This window comes from Massilia pinisoli (genome assembly GCF_024753285.1).
Taxonomy (GTDB): Bacteria; Pseudomonadota; Gammaproteobacteria; order Burkholderiales; family Burkholderiaceae_D; genus Telluria; species Telluria pinisoli.
Genome location: NZ_JANUGW010000013.1, coordinates 125,865 through 145,804 on the forward strand (window position 1 = coordinate 125,865; position 19,940 = coordinate 145,804).

Annotated in this window: 20 protein-coding genes; 14 read left to right on the forward strand and 6 right to left on the reverse strand. The window is 65.8% G+C overall.

Translation table 11 applies throughout. From position 1 onward, the window contains the following. Nucleotides 1-50: 50 nt before the first annotated feature. Nucleotides 51-1,448: an argininosuccinate lyase gene (gene argH, locus NX784_RS17945; RefSeq protein WP_258818057.1), complete on the reverse strand. Its 1,398-nt coding sequence runs from the start codon at nucleotides 1,446-1,448 to the stop codon at nucleotides 51-53. A 161-nt stretch (nucleotides 1,449-1,609) separates the two neighbouring features. On the opposite strand from argH, the gene NX784_RS17950 reads away from it, so the two are divergent. The 3 genes from NX784_RS17950 (at nucleotide 1,610) to NX784_RS17960 (ending at nucleotide 4,056) form a co-directional block, all read left to right on the forward strand. Beyond that, nucleotides 1,610-2,218 carry a hypothetical protein gene (locus tag NX784_RS17950; RefSeq protein WP_258818058.1) on the forward strand — a complete coding sequence of 203 codons (609 nt, stop codon included), beginning with the start codon at nucleotides 1,610-1,612 and terminating at the stop codon, nucleotides 2,216-2,218. Nucleotides 2,219-2,311: 93 nt separating this feature from the next. Beyond that, nucleotides 2,312-2,755, forward strand: a complete 444-nt coding sequence (locus NX784_RS17955; RefSeq protein WP_258818059.1) for a GNAT family N-acetyltransferase — start codon at nucleotides 2,312-2,314, stop codon at nucleotides 2,753-2,755. 83 nt (nucleotides 2,756-2,838) lie between these two features. Further along, on the forward strand, nucleotides 2,839-4,056 hold the full coding sequence (locus NX784_RS17960) for a cyanophycinase (RefSeq protein WP_258818060.1): 1,218 nt from the start codon (nucleotides 2,839-2,841) through the stop codon (nucleotides 4,054-4,056). Between the two features lie 64 nt (nucleotides 4,057-4,120). Here NX784_RS17960 and NX784_RS17965 read toward each other — a convergent pair whose 3' ends face one another. Both NX784_RS17965 and ftrA read right to left on the reverse strand, forming a co-directional pair. Beyond that, the gene (locus NX784_RS17965; RefSeq protein ID WP_258818061.1) at nucleotides 4,121-4,408 is read right to left on the reverse strand and encodes a YciI family protein; all 288 of its coding nucleotides are present in this window, start codon (nucleotides 4,406-4,408) and stop codon (nucleotides 4,121-4,123) included. Nucleotides 4,409-4,482: 74 nt separating this feature from the next. Then, nucleotides 4,483-5,445: a transcriptional regulator FtrA gene (gene ftrA / locus NX784_RS17970; protein ID WP_258818062.1), complete on the reverse strand. Its 963-nt coding sequence runs from the start codon at nucleotides 5,443-5,445 to the stop codon at nucleotides 4,483-4,485. 88 nt (nucleotides 5,446-5,533) lie between these two features. Here ftrA and NX784_RS17975 point away from each other — a divergent pair, with 88 nt between their 5' ends. The 9 genes from NX784_RS17975 to NX784_RS18015 all read left to right on the forward strand — a co-directional run bounded on the left by NX784_RS17975 (nucleotide 5,534) and on the right by NX784_RS18015 (nucleotide 13,020). After that, nucleotides 5,534-5,938 (forward strand): rhodanese-like domain-containing protein, encoded by a 405-nt coding sequence (locus NX784_RS17975; protein WP_258818063.1) that lies wholly within the window; start codon nucleotides 5,534-5,536, stop codon nucleotides 5,936-5,938. A gap of 59 nt (nucleotides 5,939-5,997) precedes the next feature. Beyond that, on the forward strand, nucleotides 5,998-6,666 hold the full coding sequence (locus NX784_RS17980) for a hypothetical protein (protein WP_258818064.1): 669 nt from the start codon (nucleotides 5,998-6,000) through the stop codon (nucleotides 6,664-6,666). 13 nt (nucleotides 6,667-6,679) lie between these two features. Further along, complete coding sequence (locus tag NX784_RS17985; protein ID WP_258818065.1) at nucleotides 6,680-8,098, forward strand: IgA Peptidase M64; 1,419 nt, start codon at nucleotides 6,680-6,682, stop codon at nucleotides 8,096-8,098. 101 nt (nucleotides 8,099-8,199) lie between these two features. After that, nucleotides 8,200-8,721, forward strand: a complete 522-nt coding sequence (locus NX784_RS17990; protein WP_258818066.1) for a hypothetical protein — start codon at nucleotides 8,200-8,202, stop codon at nucleotides 8,719-8,721. Between the two features lie 160 nt (nucleotides 8,722-8,881). Then, nucleotides 8,882-9,439 (forward strand): hypothetical protein, encoded by a 558-nt coding sequence (locus tag NX784_RS17995; RefSeq protein ID WP_307736033.1) that lies wholly within the window; start codon nucleotides 8,882-8,884, stop codon nucleotides 9,437-9,439. Nucleotides 9,440-10,023: 584 nt separating this feature from the next. Then, nucleotides 10,024-10,962, forward strand: coding sequence for an EXORDIUM family protein (locus NX784_RS18000; RefSeq protein ID WP_258818067.1), 939 nt, complete (start codon nucleotides 10,024-10,026; stop codon nucleotides 10,960-10,962). A gap of 83 nt (nucleotides 10,963-11,045) precedes the next feature. After that, nucleotides 11,046-11,558 (forward strand): nuclear transport factor 2 family protein, encoded by a 513-nt coding sequence (locus NX784_RS18005; RefSeq protein WP_258818068.1) that lies wholly within the window; start codon nucleotides 11,046-11,048, stop codon nucleotides 11,556-11,558. Between the two features lie 5 nt (nucleotides 11,559-11,563). After that, the gene (locus tag NX784_RS18010; protein ID WP_258818069.1) at nucleotides 11,564-12,295 is read left to right on the forward strand and encodes a hypothetical protein; all 732 of its coding nucleotides are present in this window, start codon (nucleotides 11,564-11,566) and stop codon (nucleotides 12,293-12,295) included. After that, complete coding sequence (locus tag NX784_RS18015) at nucleotides 12,292-13,020, forward strand: DsbC family protein (RefSeq protein WP_258818070.1); 729 nt, start codon at nucleotides 12,292-12,294, stop codon at nucleotides 13,018-13,020. Before NX784_RS18010 ends, NX784_RS18015 begins: the two co-directional genes overlap by 4 nt. 51 nt (nucleotides 13,021-13,071) lie before the next feature. On the opposite strand, the gene parC is transcribed toward NX784_RS18015, so the two are convergent. Next, complete coding sequence (parC, locus tag NX784_RS18020) at nucleotides 13,072-15,426, reverse strand: DNA topoisomerase IV subunit A (RefSeq protein ID WP_258818071.1); 2,355 nt, start codon at nucleotides 15,424-15,426, stop codon at nucleotides 13,072-13,074. Nucleotides 15,427-15,558: 132 nt separating this feature from the next. Then, nucleotides 15,559-17,559: a DNA topoisomerase IV subunit B gene (locus NX784_RS18025; protein ID WP_258818072.1), complete on the reverse strand. Its 2,001-nt coding sequence runs from the start codon at nucleotides 17,557-17,559 to the stop codon at nucleotides 15,559-15,561. Between the two features lie 274 nt (nucleotides 17,560-17,833). On the opposite strand from NX784_RS18025, the gene NX784_RS18030 reads away from it, so the two are divergent. After that, the gene (locus NX784_RS18030) at nucleotides 17,834-18,823 is read left to right on the forward strand and encodes a gamma-glutamyl-gamma-aminobutyrate hydrolase family protein (RefSeq protein ID WP_258818073.1); all 990 of its coding nucleotides are present in this window, start codon (nucleotides 17,834-17,836) and stop codon (nucleotides 18,821-18,823) included. A gap of 74 nt (nucleotides 18,824-18,897) precedes the next feature. After that, on the forward strand, nucleotides 18,898-19,248 hold the full coding sequence (locus NX784_RS18035) for a hypothetical protein (RefSeq protein ID WP_258818074.1): 351 nt from the start codon (nucleotides 18,898-18,900) through the stop codon (nucleotides 19,246-19,248). Between the two features lie 12 nt (nucleotides 19,249-19,260). Here NX784_RS18035 and NX784_RS18040 read toward each other — a convergent pair whose 3' ends face one another. Then, nucleotides 19,261-19,935, reverse strand: a complete 675-nt coding sequence (locus tag NX784_RS18040) for an ArsR/SmtB family transcription factor (RefSeq protein WP_258818075.1) — start codon at nucleotides 19,933-19,935, stop codon at nucleotides 19,261-19,263. Nucleotides 19,936-19,940: the final 5 nt, after the last annotated feature.

Genomic DNA, 19,940 nt, shown 5'->3' on the forward strand with positions numbered 1-19,940 from the left:
AAATGGTGGGGCGGACATCCGTGCCCACCCCACGCGAGCACCGGATGGCGTTATTCCGCCAATTGTGCCCGCACGCGCGCGATGGCCGCGCGCACCTGGTTCGGCGCCGTGCCGCCCACGTGGTCGCGCGCCGCGACGGAGCCTTCCAAGGTGAGCACGGCGAACACGTCCTGCTCGATCAACGGCGAGAACTCGCGCAGGCGTTCCAGCGACATCTCCGACAGGTCGCACTTGGCCTCGTCGCACGCGCGCACGGCATGCGCCACGGCCTCGTGGGCGTCGCGGAACGGCAGGCCCTTCTTGACGAGGTAGTCGGCCAGGTCGGTCGCCGTCGCGTAGCCCTGCAGGGCGGCGGCGCGCATGTTCTCGGCCTGGACCGTGATGCCGGATGCCATGTCGGTGAAGATGCGCAGGGTGTCCAGCACGGTGTCGACCGTGTCGAACAGCGGTTCCTTGTCTTCCTGATTGTCCTTGTTGTACGCGAGCGGCTGGCCCTTCATCAGGGTCAGCAGGCCCATCAGGTGACCGTAGACGCGGCCCGTCTTGCCGCGTGCCAGTTCCGGCACGTCCGGGTTCTTTTTCTGCGGCATGATCGACGAGCCGGTGCAGAAGCGGTCGGCGATGTCGATGAAGCCCACGCGCGGGCTCATCCATGTCACCAGCTCTTCCGACATGCGCGAGATGTGCATCATCAAGACCGATGCGGCTGCCGTGAACTCGATGGCGAAATCGCGATCAGATACAGCGTCGAGCGAGTTGTGGCAGACGTCCTCGAAGCCGAGGGTCTTCGCGACACGCAGGCGGTCGATGGGGAAGGTGGTGCCCGCCAGGGCGGCGGCACCCAGCGGCAGGCGGTTCACGCGGCGGCGCGTGTCCTGCATGCGCTCGGCGTCACGGCCGAACATTTCCACATAGGCCAGCAGGTGGTGGCCGAAGGTCACCGGCTGCGCGACCTGCAGGTGCGTGAAGCCCGGCATGATCGTGTCCGCGTTGCGTTCCGCCAGGTCGGTCAGGGCGCCGCGCAGGCTGTTCAGCAGGCCGAGGATGTCGTCGATGGCGGCGCGCATGTACAGGCGGATGTCCGTCGCCACCTGATCGTTGCGCGACCGACCCGTGTGCAGGCGCTTGCCGGCGTCGCCGACCAGTTCCGTCAGGCGTTTTTCGATGTTCAGGTGCACGTCTTCCAGGTCGAGCAGCCACTCGAACTTGCCCGCTTCGATTTCGCTGCGGATCTGGGCCATGCCGCGTTCGATCTCGGCGCGGTCCTGGGTACTGATGATGCCCTGGGCGGCCAGCATCTCGGCGTGGGCGAGCGAGCCCTGGATGTCGAACAGTGCGAGGCGGTTGTCGAAGAAGACGGACGCGGTGTAGCGCTTGACGAGGTCGGAGACGGGTTCGGAGAAGCGGGCCGACCAGGCTTCCGCTTTTTTGGCAAATTGATCAGTCATGATGGGGGGCGGGTGACGGGATTTTCTTGAATTCCTGATTATAAACTGTGCAGCCGCGACCCCGCCGATCGGCGCCGCGCACGTTTCCATACACTTTCCGGCGCAAATGCCCGATCATGTGTCTGTTCCTGATAGTTCATAAACATAACGAGGAGACGCATATGCGAACCGGGTACTGGACGGGTTGGGTCACGGCGATGGTAATGGCGCTTGGCGGCGTCGCGAATGCGCAGCCAGGGCAGGCAGAGCAGGCAGCGCCGCAGCCAGCGGCAGCGGCGGCAGTGGCAGCGCCTGCCCCGGCCGCCGCAGTGAGCGCCCGCCCGGCCGACGTCGCCACAGTCGACGGCATCGTCGCCGCACTGTATGACGTCATCTCCGGCCCGGCCGGCCGCCCGCGCGACTGGGACCGGATGCGCTCGCTGTTCGCGCCCGAGGGCCGGCTGATGGCCGTCGGCGCGCGACCGGAAGGCGTGTACGCGTTACGCACGATGACGGTCGACGACTACATCGGCCGCAACGCGAAGGCGTTCGCCACGATGGGCTTCTTCGAGCGCGAGGCGGCGCGAAGCACCGAGGCGTTCGGCCAGATCGTGCACGTGTTCAGCACGTACGAGTCGCGCCATGCGCCCGGCGACGCCGAGCCGTTCCAGCGCGGCATCAACAGCATCCAGCTCGTCAACGATGGCAAGCGCTGGTGGATCGTCAACGTGCTGTGGCGCGCGGAGGATGCGTCGCTGCGTCTGCCGGAACGCTATCTGCCCCGGCGCTGAGCGGCGATGCACGCACGATTGATGGAATCGTCCATGCGCCCCGGAACGGGGCTAGAATTGGTTTTTTTACCAGATTGACGGTGCAGCGTGTCCATGATTCCAACCACCAACGATTCCAGTTTCCAGATCAGCACGGACCGGACGCGGCTCGATATCGCGATGATCTACCGCTTCCTCAGCGAGCAATCGACCTGGGCCGTGGGCATCTCGCGTACCGTGGTCGAGCGCTCGATCGAGAATTCGCTGTGCTTCGGCGGCTATCTCGACGGCCGCCAGATCGCGTTCGCGCGGGTCGTCACCGACTATGCCACCGTGGCCCACCTGGAGGACGTGTTCGTCGTGCCGGAGTACCGCGGACGCGGCTACGCCAAACAACTGATCCGCATCGTGATGGAGCATCCGAGCCTGCAGCGGCTGCGGCGTTTCACGCTCAACACGGGCGATGCGCACAGCCTGTTCGCCCGGTTCGGCTTCGCGCCATCGCAACGTCCCGACAGCCTGATGGAGCGCTACTACCCGAACATCTATCTTTCCTGAGCCGACTCAACACGGCGACAGTCCTCTACAATCAGTCTTACGATCGGTCTGTCCGTGCAATGTTGAAGTTGGGAAGGAAATCAATGTTTCGGTACGTGCTGCGTCTTCTGCTGGCCGTGTTGCTGCTGGCCGGCGCGCCTTGGTGCGCCGCTGCCGACGCGCCACCGCCCAAGGGAACTCTCGTCATCATCGGCGGCAATTTGCGCCCCGCGAATGCGCCCGTGTGGGAGCGCATCGTCCAGCTTGCGGGCGGCAAGGGCGCGCGCATCGCCGTGTTCGCGTCCGCCTCCGGCACGCCGGAACGGTCCGGCAAGAGTCTCGTCGAGCGCCTCAACAGCTATGGCGCGAAGGCGTTCTTCGTGCCCGTCGCGGTGAAACTGTCCGGCAGCGATTATCAGGCGGCGGCCGACGACCCTGGCCTGGCCGAGGCCGTGCGCGGCGCGGGCGGCGCCTTCTTCGCCGGCGGCGACCAGAGCCGCATCACGCGCGCGCTGCGCCACGAGGACGGCAGCAATACCCGCGTGCTCGATGCGTTGTGGGACATGTACCGGCGCGGCGGCATGATCGCAGGCTCCAGCGCCGGCGCCGCCATCATGAGCAGCACGATGTTCGGCCGGCCCAAGGCCGTGCTGGCCACGCTCAAGCTGGGCGTGGAAGAAGGGGAGGAGATCACGGATGGGCTTGGCTTCGTCGGCGACGATGTGTTCGTCGACCAGCACCTGCTCGTGCGCGGCCGCTTCGCGCGCATGCTGCCCGCGATGCTCAAGAAAGGCTACAAGCTGGGCCTCGGTATCGACGAGGACACGGCCATGGTCGTGCTGCCCAACCGCGACGTCGAAGTGATCGGCTACAAGGGCGCACTCGTGCTCGACCTGTCGAATGCCACCGTGCACGAAGGCGCATTCAACGTGACGAACGTGCAAGTCAGCTATCTCGACAATGGCGACCACTTCAACATCGTCACGCGCGAATGCATACCGTCCGACGACAAGGCCGACAACAAGCTCGACCCGTCGCGACCTTACTACCGCGAGCCTCTGTTCACGGCCGACATCCTCGGCAACACGACCGTCGTCGACCTGATGAGCAAGCTGATCGACAGCGACCAGCCGGACGCCATCGGCATCACGCTGGGCAGCCCGAACGGCGTCCAGCCCGACCTCGGCTTCGAATTCCGCTTCACGCGCACGGAGGACAGCGTCGGCTACCAGTCGTCGTCGATGGAGTCCTATTCGATCTACAACGTGCGCATGGACATCCGGCCGATTCTCATCCGGCGTCCGCTGTATCAGTACAAATAGCGTCGCGCGGGGACGTGAATCGCCTGCGTGCCTGCGCGACCGTCCACCGGGATGAACATTGTGCTCATGCGAGCAGGAATTCCAGCCGGGGATCGACCTTGCCGGGTTTGATCTCGAGGACCTCGGCCTGGACGATGCCGTGGGCGACGAACGGATCGGCATCGATCCGCGCTTGCAGCTCTGCCAGCGATTCGCCGTGCGCCACGATCGCGCCGCCCAGGTTCGGCTGCAGGCTGCCCACGACGAGGAACACGCCGTCGTCGAGGCCGCGCTTGATCCAGGCATTGTGATCCTGCATGAAGTCGCTGGCCTTGCTCTTGTTTTCCGCAAATTTCAGAAGCACCACGTACATTGGACACCCCGATCGATTCGTCAAAACGCTTATTGTAATGATGAGACCGCCGATCGATCTCTCCAAAAATCACGTCAGGACAGCACCTGTTCGCTGCGCTCGCGGCGATACCGTCCCGGCGGCGCCAGGCCGTGCGCGCGGAAATGTCGCCGTAGCGATTCGGCCGAGCCGAGCCCGGCCAAGTCCGCGATCGCGTCGATGGCCAGCTTGGGCCGCGATTCCAGCAATTGCGCGGCCAGCGCGACGCGCTCGCGCACGAGCCAGGCGAGCGGTGCGAGCCCCGTCCTCTCCTTGAACTTGCGCTGGAACGTGCGCGTGCCGAGGCGTGCGTCGGCCGCCATCGAAGCGACCGTGTGACCGACGCGGATGTTCTCGCGCACTTGGTCCATCAGGCGGGCGATCGTGTCCGTGCCGGCATCGGGAAGGGGACGTGCGACGAGCTGCGCCTGGTCGCCGTCGCGATGCGCGGGGATCACGAGGCGCTGCGCGACCTTGTTGGCGACCTCGGCGCCGAAGTCGGACCGCACGAGGTGCAGCAGCATGTCGAGGCCGGCCGCGGACCCGGCCGACGTGACGATGCCATCCGCTTCGACGTACAGCGCGGACGGATCGATGCCGATGCGGGGAAAGCGCGTGCGCAGATCGTCCAGGTAGCGCCAGTGCGTCGTCGCCTGGCGGCCGTCGAGCAGGCCGGCGTAGGCGAGCACGTACGCGCCCGAGCAGATCGAGCAGATGCGCGCCCCGCGCGTGTGTGCGGCGCGCAGCGCGTCGACGAGGGCGGCCGGCGGCGCTTCGGTCCGGTCGCGCCAGCCGGGGATGACGATCGTGTCGGCGTGCGCGAGCGCGTCGAGCCCGTGCGGCACGTGCACCGTGAGCCCGCCCATGGCGCGCAGCGGGCCGGGCTCGATGGCACACACGGCGTGGCTGTACCAGCGCACGCCCAGTTCCGGGCGCTCCAGGGCGAACAGCTCGATGGCACAGCCGAATTCGAAGGTGCACAGGCCGTCGTAGGCGACGATGGCGACATGATGGGACATGGCGCGATCTTACCAATTTCTGTCACGCAAGGCACTGCCGGGGCGGCGCCGCCGCTGCGACACTGGCGTCTCACTGAAAGGAGAACATATGACGTCATCCGTAGCCGCCATCGCCGCCGCTTCCAGCGACCGCGCCATCGCCCACTTCGGCACCGCCTTCGAATTCGAGACGGATTGCTGGGACGTGCACGACGCCATCACCGGCGGTCGCCAGGATTTCGTCCTGTTCGACGCGCGCAGCCCCGACTTGTATGCGCGCGGCCATGTACCGCAGGCGATCAGCATGCCGCATGGGAAGATCGTCGAGGCAAAATTGCGCGACTATCCGACGGACACCTTGTTCGTCGTCTATTGCGCGGGCCCGCATTGCAACGGCGCGCACCGCGCGGCGTACCGGCTCGCGAAGCTGGGGCGTCCGGTGAAGCTGATGATCGGCGGCATCACGGGCTGGATCGACGAAGGCTTCGAACTGGCTCGTGGCAGTGGCGATTGATTGTCAGAAAACAAAACCTGCGCTAGATTGCACGTTTTATATCCCGCGCAGGTGCAAGCATGCATTTCGAGGTTCCGAAGTCGAAGAAGCTGAAGGAGTTCGGCGGCGAGTACGTGATGATCGTCATCAGTATCCTCACCGCCCTGGCGCTCGAACACGCCGTGCAAGCCGTTCACCACAGGCAGCTCGCGCACGAAGCGGGCGAGCGGATCGAGGCCGAACTGCACCTCAATGCGAAGGACGTCAGCGACGTGCTCGAGCGTAATGAGCGCGACCTGAAGGAGATCCAGCGGGTCCGCGCCGAGCTGCTGAAGGGCATCCAGGGCAAGGTGCCCGACGCCGAGCTGATGGCGCACTTCAAGTCCGACTGGAAGGCCGGTCTCACGCTCGGCATCAAGGTGCCCACGCTCCGCCACGAGGCGTGGGACGCCGCCGTCGCCAACCAGGCCGTGACGTGGATGCCGGACGCGCAGCTGCAGCGCTACGTGACCGCGTATGCGGACATGCGCGACGTGCAGACCCTGATGATGGGGGGCGGCTCGACCTTCGTCGATGGCCCGCGCCTGATGGACACGTTGAGCGACCTGGACACGGGCACGGCGACGCCGCACCAGATGCTCAAGACCTTGTCCCAGCTGCGCAGCGCCTACGGCAGCGTCGACGGCAACCTGCACGGTTTGCTGAAGAGCCTGCCGAAGGCGGGCGCGGTCCTGGCCGATGCCCATTGACGACGGAGCGAGCATGATCCGATCACTATTCCCCCTGCTGGCCGCCTGGGCCTTCCCCGCGCTGGCGCTGGCCCAGGCAACCCAGCCGGCCACCGTCCGCCTCGACTACATCCACAGCGGCAATGCGCTGTCCGAACAGTACGCCATCGAGCGCGTCCTGATCGAACCGCTGCCGTGGCCGGGCGACATGGCGCGGCCGTTCGACGACACGAACCGCGGCAACAACCGCGTCGAGGTGGCCGATGCGAAGACGGGCGACTTGCTGTATTCACGCGACTTTTCCACCGTGTTCGGCGAGTGGAAGACGACGGAGGAGGCGAACAAACTCAGCCGCGGATTCCACGAGTCCGTGCGCTTCCCGAAGCCCGACCGGCCCGTGCGCGTGCGCATCCTGAAGCGCGACGAGCGCAACCAGTTCTCGGTCGCGTGGAGCGTCGACGTCGACACGGACGCGCAGGACGTCGTGCGCGCGCAAGGACCGGCGCCGGCGCAGCCGATCCCGATCCGTGTCAGTGGGCCGTCGCCGCGCAAGGTCGACCTGCTCGTGCTGGGCGATGGCTATACGCGGGCCGAGATGCCGAAATTCGAAGCCGACGTGCGCCGCCTCGCGCAGCATTTGTTCGAGGTGTCGCCGTTCAAGGAGCGCGCGAACGATTTCAATGTGTGGGCACTGGCCGTGCCGACGCCGGAATCGGGCGTGTCGCGGCCGTCGACCGGCGTGCACCACGCGTCCGCGCTCGGGACGCGCTACGACATCTTCGGCAGCGAGCGCTACGTGCTGACGCTCGACAATCGTGCGCTGCGCGACATCGCCCAGTACGCGCCGTACGAATTCATCGAGATCCTCGTCAACAACGACACGTATGGCGGCGGCGGGATCTTCGGCCAGTTCAGCACGGCCGCGGCAGGCAACGACTGGGCGAACTACCTGTTCGTGCACGAGTTCGGCCACCACTTCGCGGGGCTGGCCGACGAGTACTACACGTCGCCCGTCGCGTATCAATCCAGCGGCGCGCGCATGGAGCCGTGGGAGCCGAACGTGACGGCGTTGCGCGACCCGGCCCACCTGAAATGGAAGCATTACGTGAAGGCCGGCACGCCGCTGCCGACGCCGTGGCCCAAGGCCGAGTACGAAGCCTATTCGCGCGAGTACCAGAAGAAACGTGCGGCGCTGCGGGCCGCGAACCGGCCGGAGTCGGAGATGAGCGCGTTGTTCCGCGAAGACCTGGCGCACACGAAAGCCTTGTTCGCGCAGGCCCCCTACCGCAAGGCGATCGGCGCGTTCGAGGGCGCGAACTACGAGGCGACGGGCTATTACCGCCCAGCCATGCAGTGCATCATGTTCGACCGCAGCGAGCAGTTCTGTCCCGTCTGCCAGGACGGCATCAGCGACATCATCGACCTGTACGCGGGCCATCCGGCCAAGAAATAGCGCCTGCGCAAAGCCGCCCTGGGTGCGCTCCCGAACAGAGCCGCCCGGGCGGCGCTCCTATCCTCGTTTCGATCTGTCACCACCTATGAAACGAGATCATCATGAACACATTCCTTTCTGCGCTCGCGTGTGCCCTGCTGGCGTCGTCGGCCTGGGCTCAGACCACTGCGGACACACCGCCGATCGGCCAGGCCGTGTCCGGCCATAACACGACGGCCGCCGGCGTATCCGGCACGGGCTTGCGCACGGACGGCTCCGCGAGCACGCGCTCGAAACATGGCGACACGGGTCGGCAGGCGGCCGGCGTCGATACGTCGGGCAAGGTCGTCGACAAGAGCACGGCGGTGATCAATCCGGCGCCCGGCAACGCGGACGACGTGAACGCCCAGGCCACCAACACGACGGCGCCGAACAGCAAGGACAAGCAAGCGGCTGCCACGGGCGGACGCGGCGAAGTCGGCACGAAGGCCGAGAGCGACATCATGCATGCCAACGCGCGGGCCGTGAAGGAGCCGCCGGGCAGTCGCCTCAAGACAGAGGCCGCGGTGAAGGCGAGCAAGAAAAAACATGCCGAGTCACGGCGCAAGGGCGCGGAGAAGGCGGCCGCACGGTCCGGTTCGTGACGCCTGAAAAATCTGGTCACAATTTGGATGATGGCCGGTATGTACTGCGTGCGCTGGCGAACAGAGACGAACGGGCACGAGGCCTATTCTGAAGGCTCGAGTTAACAAAAACACACGGCGCCTTCGCGCGCCTCCTCACCATAGTCACTTCAGGAGAATCATGATGAATAAACTGCTCGCCACCCTGATCGCCGGCCTGTTCGCCACCTCGGTCTATGCCCAGACCGCCGCCCAGAGCACCACGACGGCACCGGCCACCCCGGTCACGACCACCGTACCGGCCACGACCACGGCGATGGGCCAGAGCGGCGCGGCCGGCATGACGTCGACCGGCGACGCGAAGGCCGACAAGAAGATCAACAAGGCGGACGAGAAGGAAGCCAAGGAGGTCTCGAAGCAGGACGAGAAGATCAGCAAGGCCACCAGCAAGGCCAACGAGAAGAAGGCGAAGGCTCAGGCAAAGGCCGAGAAGAAGATCGCGAAAGCGAACGAGAAGGTCGCCAAGGCTGATCCGGAAGACAAGACCAAGGCTGAAGCCAAGGCCGAGGAAAAGACCGCCAAGGCCGACTACGACGCCCAGAAGACCATGATCAAGGCCGATGAAAAGGCGCAGAAGAAGATCGTGGACGCCAACGCAGACAAGGCCAAGGCCCACGCCAAGGCTGGCGAGAAACGCGCCGAAGCCGCGGCTGAAGCCAAGAAGGATGCCGCCAAGTAATCCCGGCATCGTCGACGGACGGGGAGGCCCGTCCTCACCACGAAAAACGGACCTGCGGGTCCGTTTTTCGTTTGGTACATGCATATAAAGACAAAGTTTATTTCTCAGGTTTGCCGTGCATATAAATCAAGTTTGGCATGCATATAAATCGCGTTTAGCTGTTGATTTTTCTCAGGTTTTTTCCTCATTGTTGTTTTTGCGAACATTAAAAAACGGTAATGTTGCGCGTCTTGTATGCGTATCTGTGTCTGCGTACACTCGATCGCTCAACACTTTATTACATTTCATTACAAATTCCATCGGAGGAATTGGACGATGCAACCTCGCCAGTCTTATCCGCATCGGTTTGTCCTCCACGCTGCGCGCGCGCACGAGCGATTGCGCCCGCGCTGATCCACCACTTCACAGAATCGACTGATTCCGCCGCGGCAACGCAGGACGGAGTTTGCAAGGCATTCGAGCGCCAGGACGCGTCACGTCCGTCGCTGGGATAGGTCGCCGGTGCAGGCCACAAGCCTGGCGGGCGGTCGCTGGATAGCCCGATACGGGCGCGTTTCTAAAAAAACCTTTATGAAGGAAAAATAATGAAATTTAGCCGCAAACTCAGCCTGTTGACCGTCAGCCTGGCATGCGCATTCGCAGCGCACGCCCAGACCGTAAAAGAAACGCCGAATTCCCAGTTCAAGCCTACCGGCAAGGGCTGGGGCGAACTCGACAACGTCGCTACCGCGGCGTCGAACGGCAAAGCAGGCGGCGGGGGCAATGCATCGACGCGCAGCAATCTGTCGTACCACGGCGGCCCCGTGATGACCGCGCCCAAGAACCTGTATTACATCTGGTACGGCTCGCAATGGGATGCCGCGTCGCAGAACGTGTTGACCAATATCGGCCAGCATCTCGGCGGCTCGCCTTACTTCAACATCAACTCCACGTATTACGATGCCGCGGGCACGCACGTGCAGAACAGCCTGACCTTGGCCGGCACGACGGCCAACAGCGGCACGTACGGCACGCAGCTGAGCGACGCGAACATCGCATCGATCGTGTCCGACGCGATCACGTCCGGCAAGCTGCCGGCCGATGCGAACGGCGTGTACGTCGTGCTGACCGACCATTCGACCACGGCGACGTCCGGCTTCTGCACGCAGTATTGCGGCTGGCACGACCACACGACGATCAGCGGCAAGGACATCAAGTACGCCTTCGTCGGCAATGCGGAAACCCAGTGCGCGTCGGCGTGCGGCGCCACCAGCCCGAGCCCGAACAATACGCCGGGTGCCGATGGCGCCGCGAGCGTGCTGGCGCACGAAGTCGAAGAAGCGGCCACCGATCCGGACCTGAATGCCTGGTATTCGAACCTCGACGGTTCGGAGAACGCCGACAAGTGCGCGTGGAACTTCGGCACGACGTCGGTTGCATCGAACGGCGCCCAGTACAACCAGACGTTCGGCACGATGAAATACCTCATCCAGCAGAACTGGCTGATTGCCAGCACCCAGCGTTGCGTGCAGCATTACCCTTAAGCGACGGGCCTGATCGCATCGTACGATGAGTATGCGGCGGCCGCGTCCGCGGCCGCTGCTTTTCCCATTTTTATCTTGAGCCTATGAAACGATTCCTGATTGCGCTGGGCATGCTCGCCGCGTTCGGCGGTGCGCTCGCGGCGGAGCAGGCGACGCCGAGCGGCCGTGGTGCCGTCGTGACGCCGACCCGCAACGTCCTCATCTTCACCAAACTGGAAAACGAGTGGCAGGACGCCATCCGGCGCCACGACGCGCAGGCGATCCGGCGCTACGTCACGGACGATTTCGAGATCCGCGCGAGCCCCACCCCCGGCGTGCCGACCGCGCTCGCCGATGCGCTGGACCAGTGGGGCCGCGCGCCGGCCACGCAATCGTCGATCGGCCAGATGGCCGTGCACGAGTACGGCGACCTGATGCTGGTGAGCTTCAAGTGGACGCTCGCCGACGGCCCGTCGTACTTCGTCGTCGACGCGTGGAAGCGCGTCGGCACCGAGTGGAAGGCGACCGTGCGCTATGCGGCGCCGGTGGACGAGAACGCCCCCCTCGTGCCGGGCGTCGTCACGCCCAGCGCACAGTCGGTGCGCAAGAAGCCTTGAGCGCCATGGCGTCGCTGTTGGACAGCAAAGCGGCGATCGGCCTGGCGTGTGTCGTCGCGATCGCGGTCGGCGCCGGGTCGGTCGTGTGGCTGCATGGCGACGGTGTCGGACCCGCCGCGGCGCCCACCGCACCGCAGGCCGGTTGGGATGGCCCCATCGGTCCTAGCGTCGTTGCCGCACAGGCGCCGGCCACGCTGGACGGCCCGCCGCTGACGGATGCCGCGGGCAATCTGCGCATCGACGTGGCCTTGCACACGCTGTTCGACAGCCATCTGGCGAAGCCCGGCGGCGCCGCGGCCTTGCGTACTTACCTGGACCGCCGCCTCGCGCCGCCCGCGCGCGCGCAGGCCGCCGACCTCGCCGACGCGTACGTGCGCTACCTGCAGGCCGACGACGCGTTGCGCGCGCGCGTGCGCGTGACGCGGCCCGACCCGTCCGGCCTGAGCGAGGCGCAAGTCGCGGAGCTGCTGGCCTGGCAGCGGGACCGCGAGCAACTGCGGGCCCGCATGCTGGGCACGGCCGTGGCGCAGGCGTGGTTCGGCGTCGACGATGCCGATTGCCGGATCGCGCTGGAAGACTGGCGCAAGATGCGCGCGGCGGTGGGCAGCGACGAGGTGGATTCGAACGAACTGCAAGCGCGCCGCAGGCACGGCGCCGTGCTGGAGCAGGGCCGCAACGAGCGTGCGCAGGCGTGCGCGCAGCGTCTGCTCGCTGGACATTCTGGAGAAAGACAATGAAGCATCTATTGGCGCTGGCCGCAGCATTGGCCCCCGCATTGGCCGCGACGGCGAGGGCGCAGGCCGAAACGCCGGACGAGGCGCGCGTGCACAAGCTGGTGGAACCGCGCATGGGCAGCAACGTGAAGGTCGACGCCGTGAGCAAGACGGGCTATGGCGGCCTGTACGAAGTGCGCGCCGGCGGCGACATCTTTTATACGGATGCAGGCGCGCGCTACATGTTCGTCGGGAAGATCGTCGACCTGACCACGTTGCAGGACCTCACGCGCGCGCGCGCCGACGAGCTGGCCGCGATCCGCTTTGCCGACCTGCCGCTGGACATGGCGATCAAGACCGTCAAGGGCAACGGCCAGCGCGTGATGGCCGTGTTCGAGGATCCGAACTGTCCGTACTGCCGCAAGCTGCACCAGACCCTGGGCCAGATCGACAACGTGACCGTCTACACGTTCCTGCTGAATATCCTGTCGGACGATTCGGCCGCGAAGTCGAAGAACATCTGGTGCGCGCCCGACCGGTCGCTCGCGTGGCAGCAGTGGATGACGGAAGCGAAGCCGGCACCCGGCGCGTCCGCCGCCTGCATCACGCCGAACGAGCAGGTGCTGGCGCTGGGCCGCAAGCTGCACGTGCAGGGCACGCCGACGATTTATTTCGCCGACGGTTCGCGCAGCGGCAGCGGCTTCGATGCGGCCACCCTGGAAGCGCGCCTGAACCACGCGGCCCGCTGAAACAACAAATGCGCCCGCGGGCGCATTTGTTCAGGTCACGACGAAGCGCGGTCAGGCGCCGTCGCCGGTGGTGCGCATGGCGAGATCCTTGGCCTTGAGCTTGGCCGACAACGGCTTGCCCTTGTTGGCGCGCTTGCCGAAGTGCGGCTCCAGGCCGGACGCGAACAGCTCCACCGTACGCGGCTTGTCGCCGGCCCAGGTGCCGACCACGTTCAGGCCCTTCGGGCTGATCGGCTGAACGGCCAGCAGCTTTTCCTTCGGGTCCAGGCCCATCAGGATCACGCCGCGGCCGCCGTTCTGCAGCACCTTCATCTCGTCGATGCCGAACACGAGCACGCGGCCCTTCTCGGACAGGCAGGCGATGGCGCCCGCGTTGTCCGGCACGACGCGCGGCGCCAGCGGCACGGCGCCGTCGTCCAGGGTGATGAACGATTTACCCCCTTTCAGGCGCGTGATCATGTCGCCGGCCTTCGTGATGAAGCCGAAGCCCGTGGACGTCGCGAGCAGCAGGCGCGTGTCGCCAGTGCCCGCGAAGTAGTACAGGATGCGGGCGGACGGCGTAGTCCCGCCGCCCGAGATGTCGACGAGCGTCGTGATGGGCACGCCGTCGCCGCGCGCGCCGGGCAGGGCAGCCACGGGCACGGAATAGACTTTGCCGTTGTCGCCGACGCACAGCAGCGTGTCCACAGTCCTGCATTCGAACGCGCCGTACAGCGAGTCGCCCGCCTTGAACGTGAACTGGGCCGGATCGTGGCCGACGCCGGTACGCGCGCGCACCCAGCCTTTTTCGGAGACGATGACGGTCACGGGTTCGTCGATGATCTTCTGCTCGGCCACGGCCTTCTGCGCTTCCTCGATCAAGGTGCGGCGGTCGTCGCCGTACTGCTTCGAGTCGGCTTCGATCTCGCGGATGATCAGGCGCTTCATCGACGACGGGTTCTCGAGGATGTCTTCCAGCTTTTCCTTCTCGCCGCGCAGCTCGGCCAACTCCTGCTGGATCTTGATCGCTTCCAGGCGCGCCAGCTGGCGCAGGCGGATCTCGAGGATGTCCTCGGCCTGGCGGTCGGACAGGCGGAAGCGCTCGATCAGCGCGGCCTTCGGGTCGTCGGAGTTGCGGATGATGTGGATGACTTCATCGATGTTCAGCAGGACGGTCTCGCGGCCTTCCAGGATGTGGATGCGGTCGTTGACCTTGCCCAGCCTGAATTCCGTGCGGCGGCGCACGGTGACGAAACGGTAATCGATCCACTCCTGCAGGATCTCGGACAGGCCCTTCTGGCGCGGGCGGCCGTCGCCGCCGATCATCACGAGGTTGATCGGGGCCGACGTTTCCAGCGACGTGTGCGCCAGCAGCATCAGCATGAATTCCGTCTGATCCTGGTTCTTCGACTTCGGCTCGAACACGAGGCGCACCGGCGCTTCGCGGCCGGATTCGTCGCGCACGGCGTCCAGCGCGCCGAGGATCGTCTGCTTCAACGTGAGCTGCTCGGGCAACAGCGTCTTCTTGCCGACCTTGATCTTCGGGTTCGTGAGTTCCTCGATCTCTTCCAGCACGCGCTGCGACGACACGCCCGGCGGCAGTTCGGTGACGACGGCCTGCCACTGGCCGCGCGCCAGTTCCTCGATCTTCCAGCGCGCGCGCACCTTCATCGAACCGCGGCCGGCCGCGTACATGTCGGCGATGTGCGTGGCCGGGGTGATGATCTGGGCGCCGCCCGGATAGTCCGGACCGGGTATCAAGGTCATCAGCTCGGCGTGCGTGATCTTCGGGTTGCGGATCATCGCGACGGCGGCGGTGGCCACTTCGCGCAGGTTGTGCGACGGGATCTCGGTGGCCATGCCGACCGCGATGCCGGACGCGCCGTTCAGCAGCAGCATCGGCAGGCGCGCGGGCAGCGTACGCGGTTCCTCGCTCGAACCGTCGTAGTTCGGCTGGAAGTCGACGGTGCCCATGTCGATTTCGTCGAGCAGCAGGCGCGAGACAGGCGTGAGGCGCGCTTCCGTGTAACGCATCGCGGCGGCACCGTCGCCGTCGCGCGAGCCGAAGTTGCCCTGGCCATCGATCAGCGGGTAGCGCAGCGAAAAGTCCTGGGCCATGCGCACGAGGGCGTCGTACACGGACTGGTCGCCGTGCGGGTGCAGCTTACCGAGCACGTCGCCGACGACGGTCGCGGACTTGCGCGGCTTCGCCGTCGGGCCGAGGCCCAGTTCGTTCATCGAGTACAGGATGCGGCGCTGGACGGGCTTCTGGCCGTCCGAGACGTCCGGCAGCGCGCGGCCTTTCACGACCGAGACGGCGTAGTCGAGGTAGGCGCGCTCGGCGAAAGTCGAGAGCGTCAGCGTCTCGGCATCGTCGCCGCCGCCGCCGGGTGGGGTAGTTTGTTCGAATAAGCTTGCTTGCGTCATGATCTTTTAATGTTCGATTCTTTTCGGGCCGGAACGCGTGGGCTCGGGGAGCCCACCCTACGTATCATTCCGCGGCGCGATTGATCCGTATATCGTAGGGTGGGCGGCCTCCGCCCACGCGTTACGCACGTATCAGATATCCGCCTCGGTCTCGTTGCCGTGTTCTTCGAGCCACGCCCGGCGGGCCGCGGCTTCGCCTTTACCCATCAGCATGTTGAAGCGGGCCGACGATTCGGCCAAGCCGTAGTCGCCGAGCGCCACGGGCAGCAGGCGGCGCGTGTCCGGGTTCATCGTCGTTTCCCACAGCTGCTCGGCGTTCATCTCGCCCAGGCCCTTGAAGCGGGAAATGCTCCACACGCCTTCCTTGAGGCCTTCTTTCTTCAGCTTGTCCTCGATGGCGAGCAGCTCACCGTCGTCCAGCGCGTACAGCTTCTGGATCGGCTTCTTGCCGCGCGCCGGCACGTCGACGCGGTACAGCGGCGGGCGCGCGACGCACACGTGGCCATTCTTGAAGAGGGCCGGGAAGTGCTTGAAGAACAGGGTCAAGAGCAAGACCTGGATGTGCGAGCCGTCCACGTCCGCATCGGACAGGATGCAGATCTTCCCGTAGCGCAGGCCCGACAGGTCCGGGCTGTCGTCCGGGCCGTGCGGGTCGACGCCGATGGCCACCGCGATGTCGTGGATCTCGTTGTTGGCGAACAGGCGGTCGCGGTCCGTTTCCCACGTGTTCAGGACCTTGCCGCGCAGCGGCAGGATCGCCTGGAATTCCTTGTCGCGGCCCATCTTCGCGGAGCCGCCCGCCGAGTCGCCCTCGACGAGGAACAGCTCATTGCGCGTGATGTCCGTCGATTCGCAATCCGTCAGCTTGCCCGGCAAAACGGCGACGCCGGACGATTTCTTCTTCTCGACCTTTTGCAGCGAGCGGAGGCGCGACTGCGCCTGCTTGATGACGAGTTCCGCCAGCTTGCGGCCGTATTCGACGTGCTGGTTCAGCCACAGTTCAAGCGGCGGCTTGGTGAACGTCGACACGAGTTTCACGGCGTCGCGCGAATTCAGGCGTTCCTTCGTCTGGCCCTGGAATTGCGGGTCGAGCACCTTCGCCGACAGCACAAACGAGACGCGCGCGAACACGTCTTCCGGCAGCAGCTTGACACCTTTCGGCAGCAGCGAGTGCATCTCGACGAAGCCCTTCACGGCGCCGAACAGGCCGTCGCGCAGGCCCGATTCGTGCGTGCCGCCGCTCGGCGTGGGGATCAGGTTGACGTACGATTCGCGCACGACGGCGCCTTCTTCCGTCCACGCGACGACCCACGCCGCGCCTTCGCCTTCCGCGAAACCTTCATCGCCCGCGGCCGCGTATTGCGCGCCTTCGAACAGCGGGATCAGGGTCTGGCCGCCGCCCGCCGTCTGCGCCAGCGCTTCCGTCAGGTAGCCGCGCAGGCCTTCGTCGTAGCGCCAGGTCTGCTTGTCGCCGGTCTTCGCATTGGTTAAGGTGACGGTGACGCCCGGCAGCAGCACGGCCTTCGAGCGCAGCAGGCGCTGCAGCTCGCTCATCGGGATGTTCGGCGAATCGAAGTATTTACCGTCCGGCCAGGCGGTGACGCGCGTACCGTTCTTCTTGCCGCCGCGCTCGAACGGTTCCGACGTCAGCGGCTCGATCACGTCGCCGTCGGCGAACACGAGCTTGTGCTGGCCGTTGCCGTCGTCGTCCTTGCGCCACACGGTGATTTCGAGACGCTTGGACAGCGCGTTCGTGACGGACACGCCCACGCCGTGCAGGCCGCCGGAGAACGCGTACGCGCCGCCGGAACCCTTGTCGAACTTGCCGCCGGCGTGCAGGCGCGTGAACACGATCTCGACCGTGGACACGCCTTCTTCCGGATGCAGGCCGACGGGAATGCCGCGGCCGTCGTCCTCGACGGTGATGGAACCGTCCGCGTTCATCGTCACATCGATGTTCTTGCAGTAGCCGCCTAGCGCCTCGTCCGAGGCGTTGTCGATCACTTCCTGGATGATGTGCAGCGGATTCTCGGTGCGGGTGTACATGCCCGGACGCTGCTTGACGGGCTCCAGTCCTTTCAGGACGCGGATGGATGATTCGCTGTAATCGGGTGCGGGTTTCTTGGTGGCCATGCTTGATCTTCAATCATTCGAATGCTGCGCATTCTATCTTGTCACGCGGCAAATAAGCGAAGCGGGCCGCGCGAGACGTTGTTGTTTTGGGAGACGGGAAGCGTCGCGCTGGCAAAACAACTGTATGGAAATACAGTATTCTTGCCTGCCGGGCGCAAGTTTGCAAGTCCTCATTGCACGGATTGCCAAGTCGGCTGCGCTTGAGTTCATTACTAAAACGATATTTTTTACAAATCCGAATCGTGCGCGACCGCCGCAAGGATATATTGAGATCATGGCTCAGGACAATGACAAGCACGCTGACAAGCCAAGCGAACCCGACCCGCTGCAGGATGGCCCGTCGGGCCCGCCGCGCGTGCCTGACCGTCGTGCCGGCAACCGCGCGTCGCGCTACCTGCGCACGGACGACACCCCGCTGAACCTGGCCGGCCGCGTGCTGCGTTCGCGCTGGCGCGCCCTGAGCGACAAATTCAACCGCGACTTCATGCGGCGCACGCTGCGCATTGGCGTGTCTGCCCGCATCTTCCACCCGGAACCTGGCGCGTTGGGCCTGCGCAGCAAGAACCTGCAATATCTCGAGGAGTCGATCGCGCAATGGGTGATGTCGCGCGACGTGCTCGTGTTCATGGTCCCGACCGTCAACACGAACGGGCTGCTCCACCCCAGCAACATCACGATGCGCCATTACGCGCGCCACCTGGACGGCCTCGTACTGCAGGGCGGGGCGGACGTATCGCCGATGACGTATTCCGAGACGCCCACGCGCCCCGAGTGGAGCGGCGACCGCGCGCGCGACGTGTACGAGCTGGAGCTGCTGCACGAATTCGTCGATGCCGGCAAACCCGTGCTCGGCATCTGTCGCGGCTGCCAGCTGATCAACGTCGCGTTCGGCGGCACCCTGCACCAGGACGTGGCCACGGACGTCCCCGGCGCCCAGCCGCACGTGCACGACTTGTACGATGCGCACCGCCACGCCATCGTGTTCCCGCAGGGCTCGTCGCTGCGCAAGATGTTTCCCAGGCACGAGCGCGCCGTCGTGAACTCGATCCACCACCAGGCCGTCAAGGACCTCGGGCGCGACATCCACGTGGAAGCGATGTCGGAGCCCGACGGCATCGTCGAGGCCATCCGCTACCAGCGCGCGCCGTTCGTGATGGGCCTGCAGTGGCATCCCGAATTCCACCGCGCCAAGGGCGGCGACCTGCTCGACTGCACGCCCGTGCTGGACGAATTCCTGCGCGCGGCGCGCGAAACCAGGCTCTGAATCCGCTTGCCTTCGTTCGTCTTCCGCCTCATAATCTAAATGAGAATCATTCTCATATATTTCGAGGAGGTCGTATGGGCGATGATGTGCTGGACGAACTGAACGCGCCGGCCGCGCGGCGCACCCCGCGCCACGAGTTGCTGGTGGCGGCGCTGCTGCACCTGATGTCGCAATACACGGTGAATAACGCGGACGCATGTGACCGTGCCAGCGGCGACGGCCCGTGCGTGAAGCTGGCGTCCGTGATCGAACGTCATTTGAACGCACTGGCGCGCCTGCCGGATGCCGACCCCGTGCTGCGCGCCACGTGCGAGCAATTGAGCGTCAAGTGGGCGGCCCTCATCGACCGCGCGCTGCCGGCGCCGGCCCGGCGACCGCTGCTGGCGCGCATCCTGGGGCAGGGCAGGCCGGCGCCTGCAGCCTGAGCTGGGCCGGCGTCAGCCCAGCCAGGCCCGGAGCGCCGCCTCGCCGTCCCCGCTGAACGCGAGCACGCGCGAATCGGGCACGCGGCGCGCCCAGCCCAGCTCCTGGAAGCGCTCCAGCAGCGCCGTCCCGAGGGCGCCGGCCAGATGGTGACGGCGCTCGCTCCAGTCCAGGCAATGGCGGCACAGCGGACGCCGGACGGCACTCGGCAGCGGATCGATGCCGACCTGCGCGACGAGCGCGCGCCCCGCATCCGTGAGCGCGACGCCGCCCGCATCCAGTGCGAATGCGCCGCGGCGGGCCAGGCTTTCGTAGACGAGCACACCGAGTTCGCCGGCGAGATGGTCGTAACAGACGCGCGCCTTGCGCAGCGCCGGTTCGCGCGGACTGCTGCGCACGCGCACGGCGCCCGTGCCGAACGCGACGCCCATCAGCGATTCCAGCAGCTGGGCGACGTCGGCGTCGGCGATGCGGAAATAGCGGTGCCGGCCCTGCGCCTCCACGGCCAGCAGCCCCGCTTCGCGCAGTTTGGCAAGGTGCGTGCTGATCGTCTGGCGCGTGACGCCGGCGGCGTCGGCCAGTTCGGTCGCCGTCAGCGCCATGCCGCTCATCAGCACGTTCAGCACCTCGGCGCGCGCCTGGTCGCCGATCAGGGCGGCAATGTTGGCGATGTTCGGTCCGTCTCTCATGGTTC

Excerpts from the sequence above, each read along its gene's own strand:
- NX784_RS18040 (WP_258818075.1), bottom strand. The coding sequence starts at position 19,935 with ATGAGAGACGGACCGAACATCGCCAACATTGCCGCCCTGATCGGCGAC.
- NX784_RS18025 (WP_258818072.1), bottom strand. The coding sequence starts at position 17,559 with ATGGCCACCAAGAAACCCGCACCCGATTACAGCGAATCATCCATCCGC.
- parC (WP_258818071.1), bottom strand. The coding sequence starts at position 15,426 with ATGACGCAAGCAAGCTTATTCGAACAAACTACCCCACCCGGCGGCGGC.
- NX784_RS17965 (WP_258818061.1), bottom strand. The coding sequence starts at position 4,408 with ATGTACGTGGTGCTTCTGAAATTTGCGGAAAACAAGAGCAAGGCCAGC.
- NX784_RS17985 (WP_258818065.1), top strand. The coding sequence starts at position 6,680 with ATGATCCGATCACTATTCCCCCTGCTGGCCGCCTGGGCCTTCCCCGCG.
- NX784_RS18030 (WP_258818073.1), top strand. The coding sequence starts at position 17,834 with ATGGCTCAGGACAATGACAAGCACGCTGACAAGCCAAGCGAACCCGAC.
- NX784_RS17975 (WP_258818063.1), top strand. The coding sequence starts at position 5,534 with ATGACGTCATCCGTAGCCGCCATCGCCGCCGCTTCCAGCGACCGCGCC.
- NX784_RS17980 (WP_258818064.1), top strand. The coding sequence starts at position 5,998 with ATGCATTTCGAGGTTCCGAAGTCGAAGAAGCTGAAGGAGTTCGGCGGC.
- NX784_RS18010 (WP_258818069.1), top strand. The coding sequence starts at position 11,564 with ATGGCGTCGCTGTTGGACAGCAAAGCGGCGATCGGCCTGGCGTGTGTC.
- argH (WP_258818057.1), bottom strand. The coding sequence starts at position 1,448 with ATGACTGATCAATTTGCCAAAAAAGCGGAAGCCTGGTCGGCCCGCTTC.
- NX784_RS17990 (WP_258818066.1), top strand. The coding sequence starts at position 8,200 with ATGAACACATTCCTTTCTGCGCTCGCGTGTGCCCTGCTGGCGTCGTCG.
- NX784_RS17960 (WP_258818060.1), top strand. The coding sequence starts at position 2,839 with ATGTTTCGGTACGTGCTGCGTCTTCTGCTGGCCGTGTTGCTGCTGGCC.
- ftrA (WP_258818062.1), bottom strand. The coding sequence starts at position 5,445 with ATGTCCCATCATGTCGCCATCGTCGCCTACGACGGCCTGTGCACCTTC.
- NX784_RS18015 (WP_258818070.1), top strand. The coding sequence starts at position 12,292 with ATGAAGCATCTATTGGCGCTGGCCGCAGCATTGGCCCCCGCATTGGCC.
- NX784_RS17950 (WP_258818058.1), top strand. The coding sequence starts at position 1,610 with ATGCGAACCGGGTACTGGACGGGTTGGGTCACGGCGATGGTAATGGCG.
- NX784_RS18005 (WP_258818068.1), top strand. The coding sequence starts at position 11,046 with ATGAAACGATTCCTGATTGCGCTGGGCATGCTCGCCGCGTTCGGCGGT.
- NX784_RS18000 (WP_258818067.1), top strand. The coding sequence starts at position 10,024 with ATGAAATTTAGCCGCAAACTCAGCCTGTTGACCGTCAGCCTGGCATGC.
- NX784_RS17995 (WP_307736033.1), top strand. The coding sequence starts at position 8,882 with ATGATGAATAAACTGCTCGCCACCCTGATCGCCGGCCTGTTCGCCACC.
- NX784_RS18035 (WP_258818074.1), top strand. The coding sequence starts at position 18,898 with ATGGGCGATGATGTGCTGGACGAACTGAACGCGCCGGCCGCGCGGCGC.
- NX784_RS17955 (WP_258818059.1), top strand. The coding sequence starts at position 2,312 with ATGATTCCAACCACCAACGATTCCAGTTTCCAGATCAGCACGGACCGG.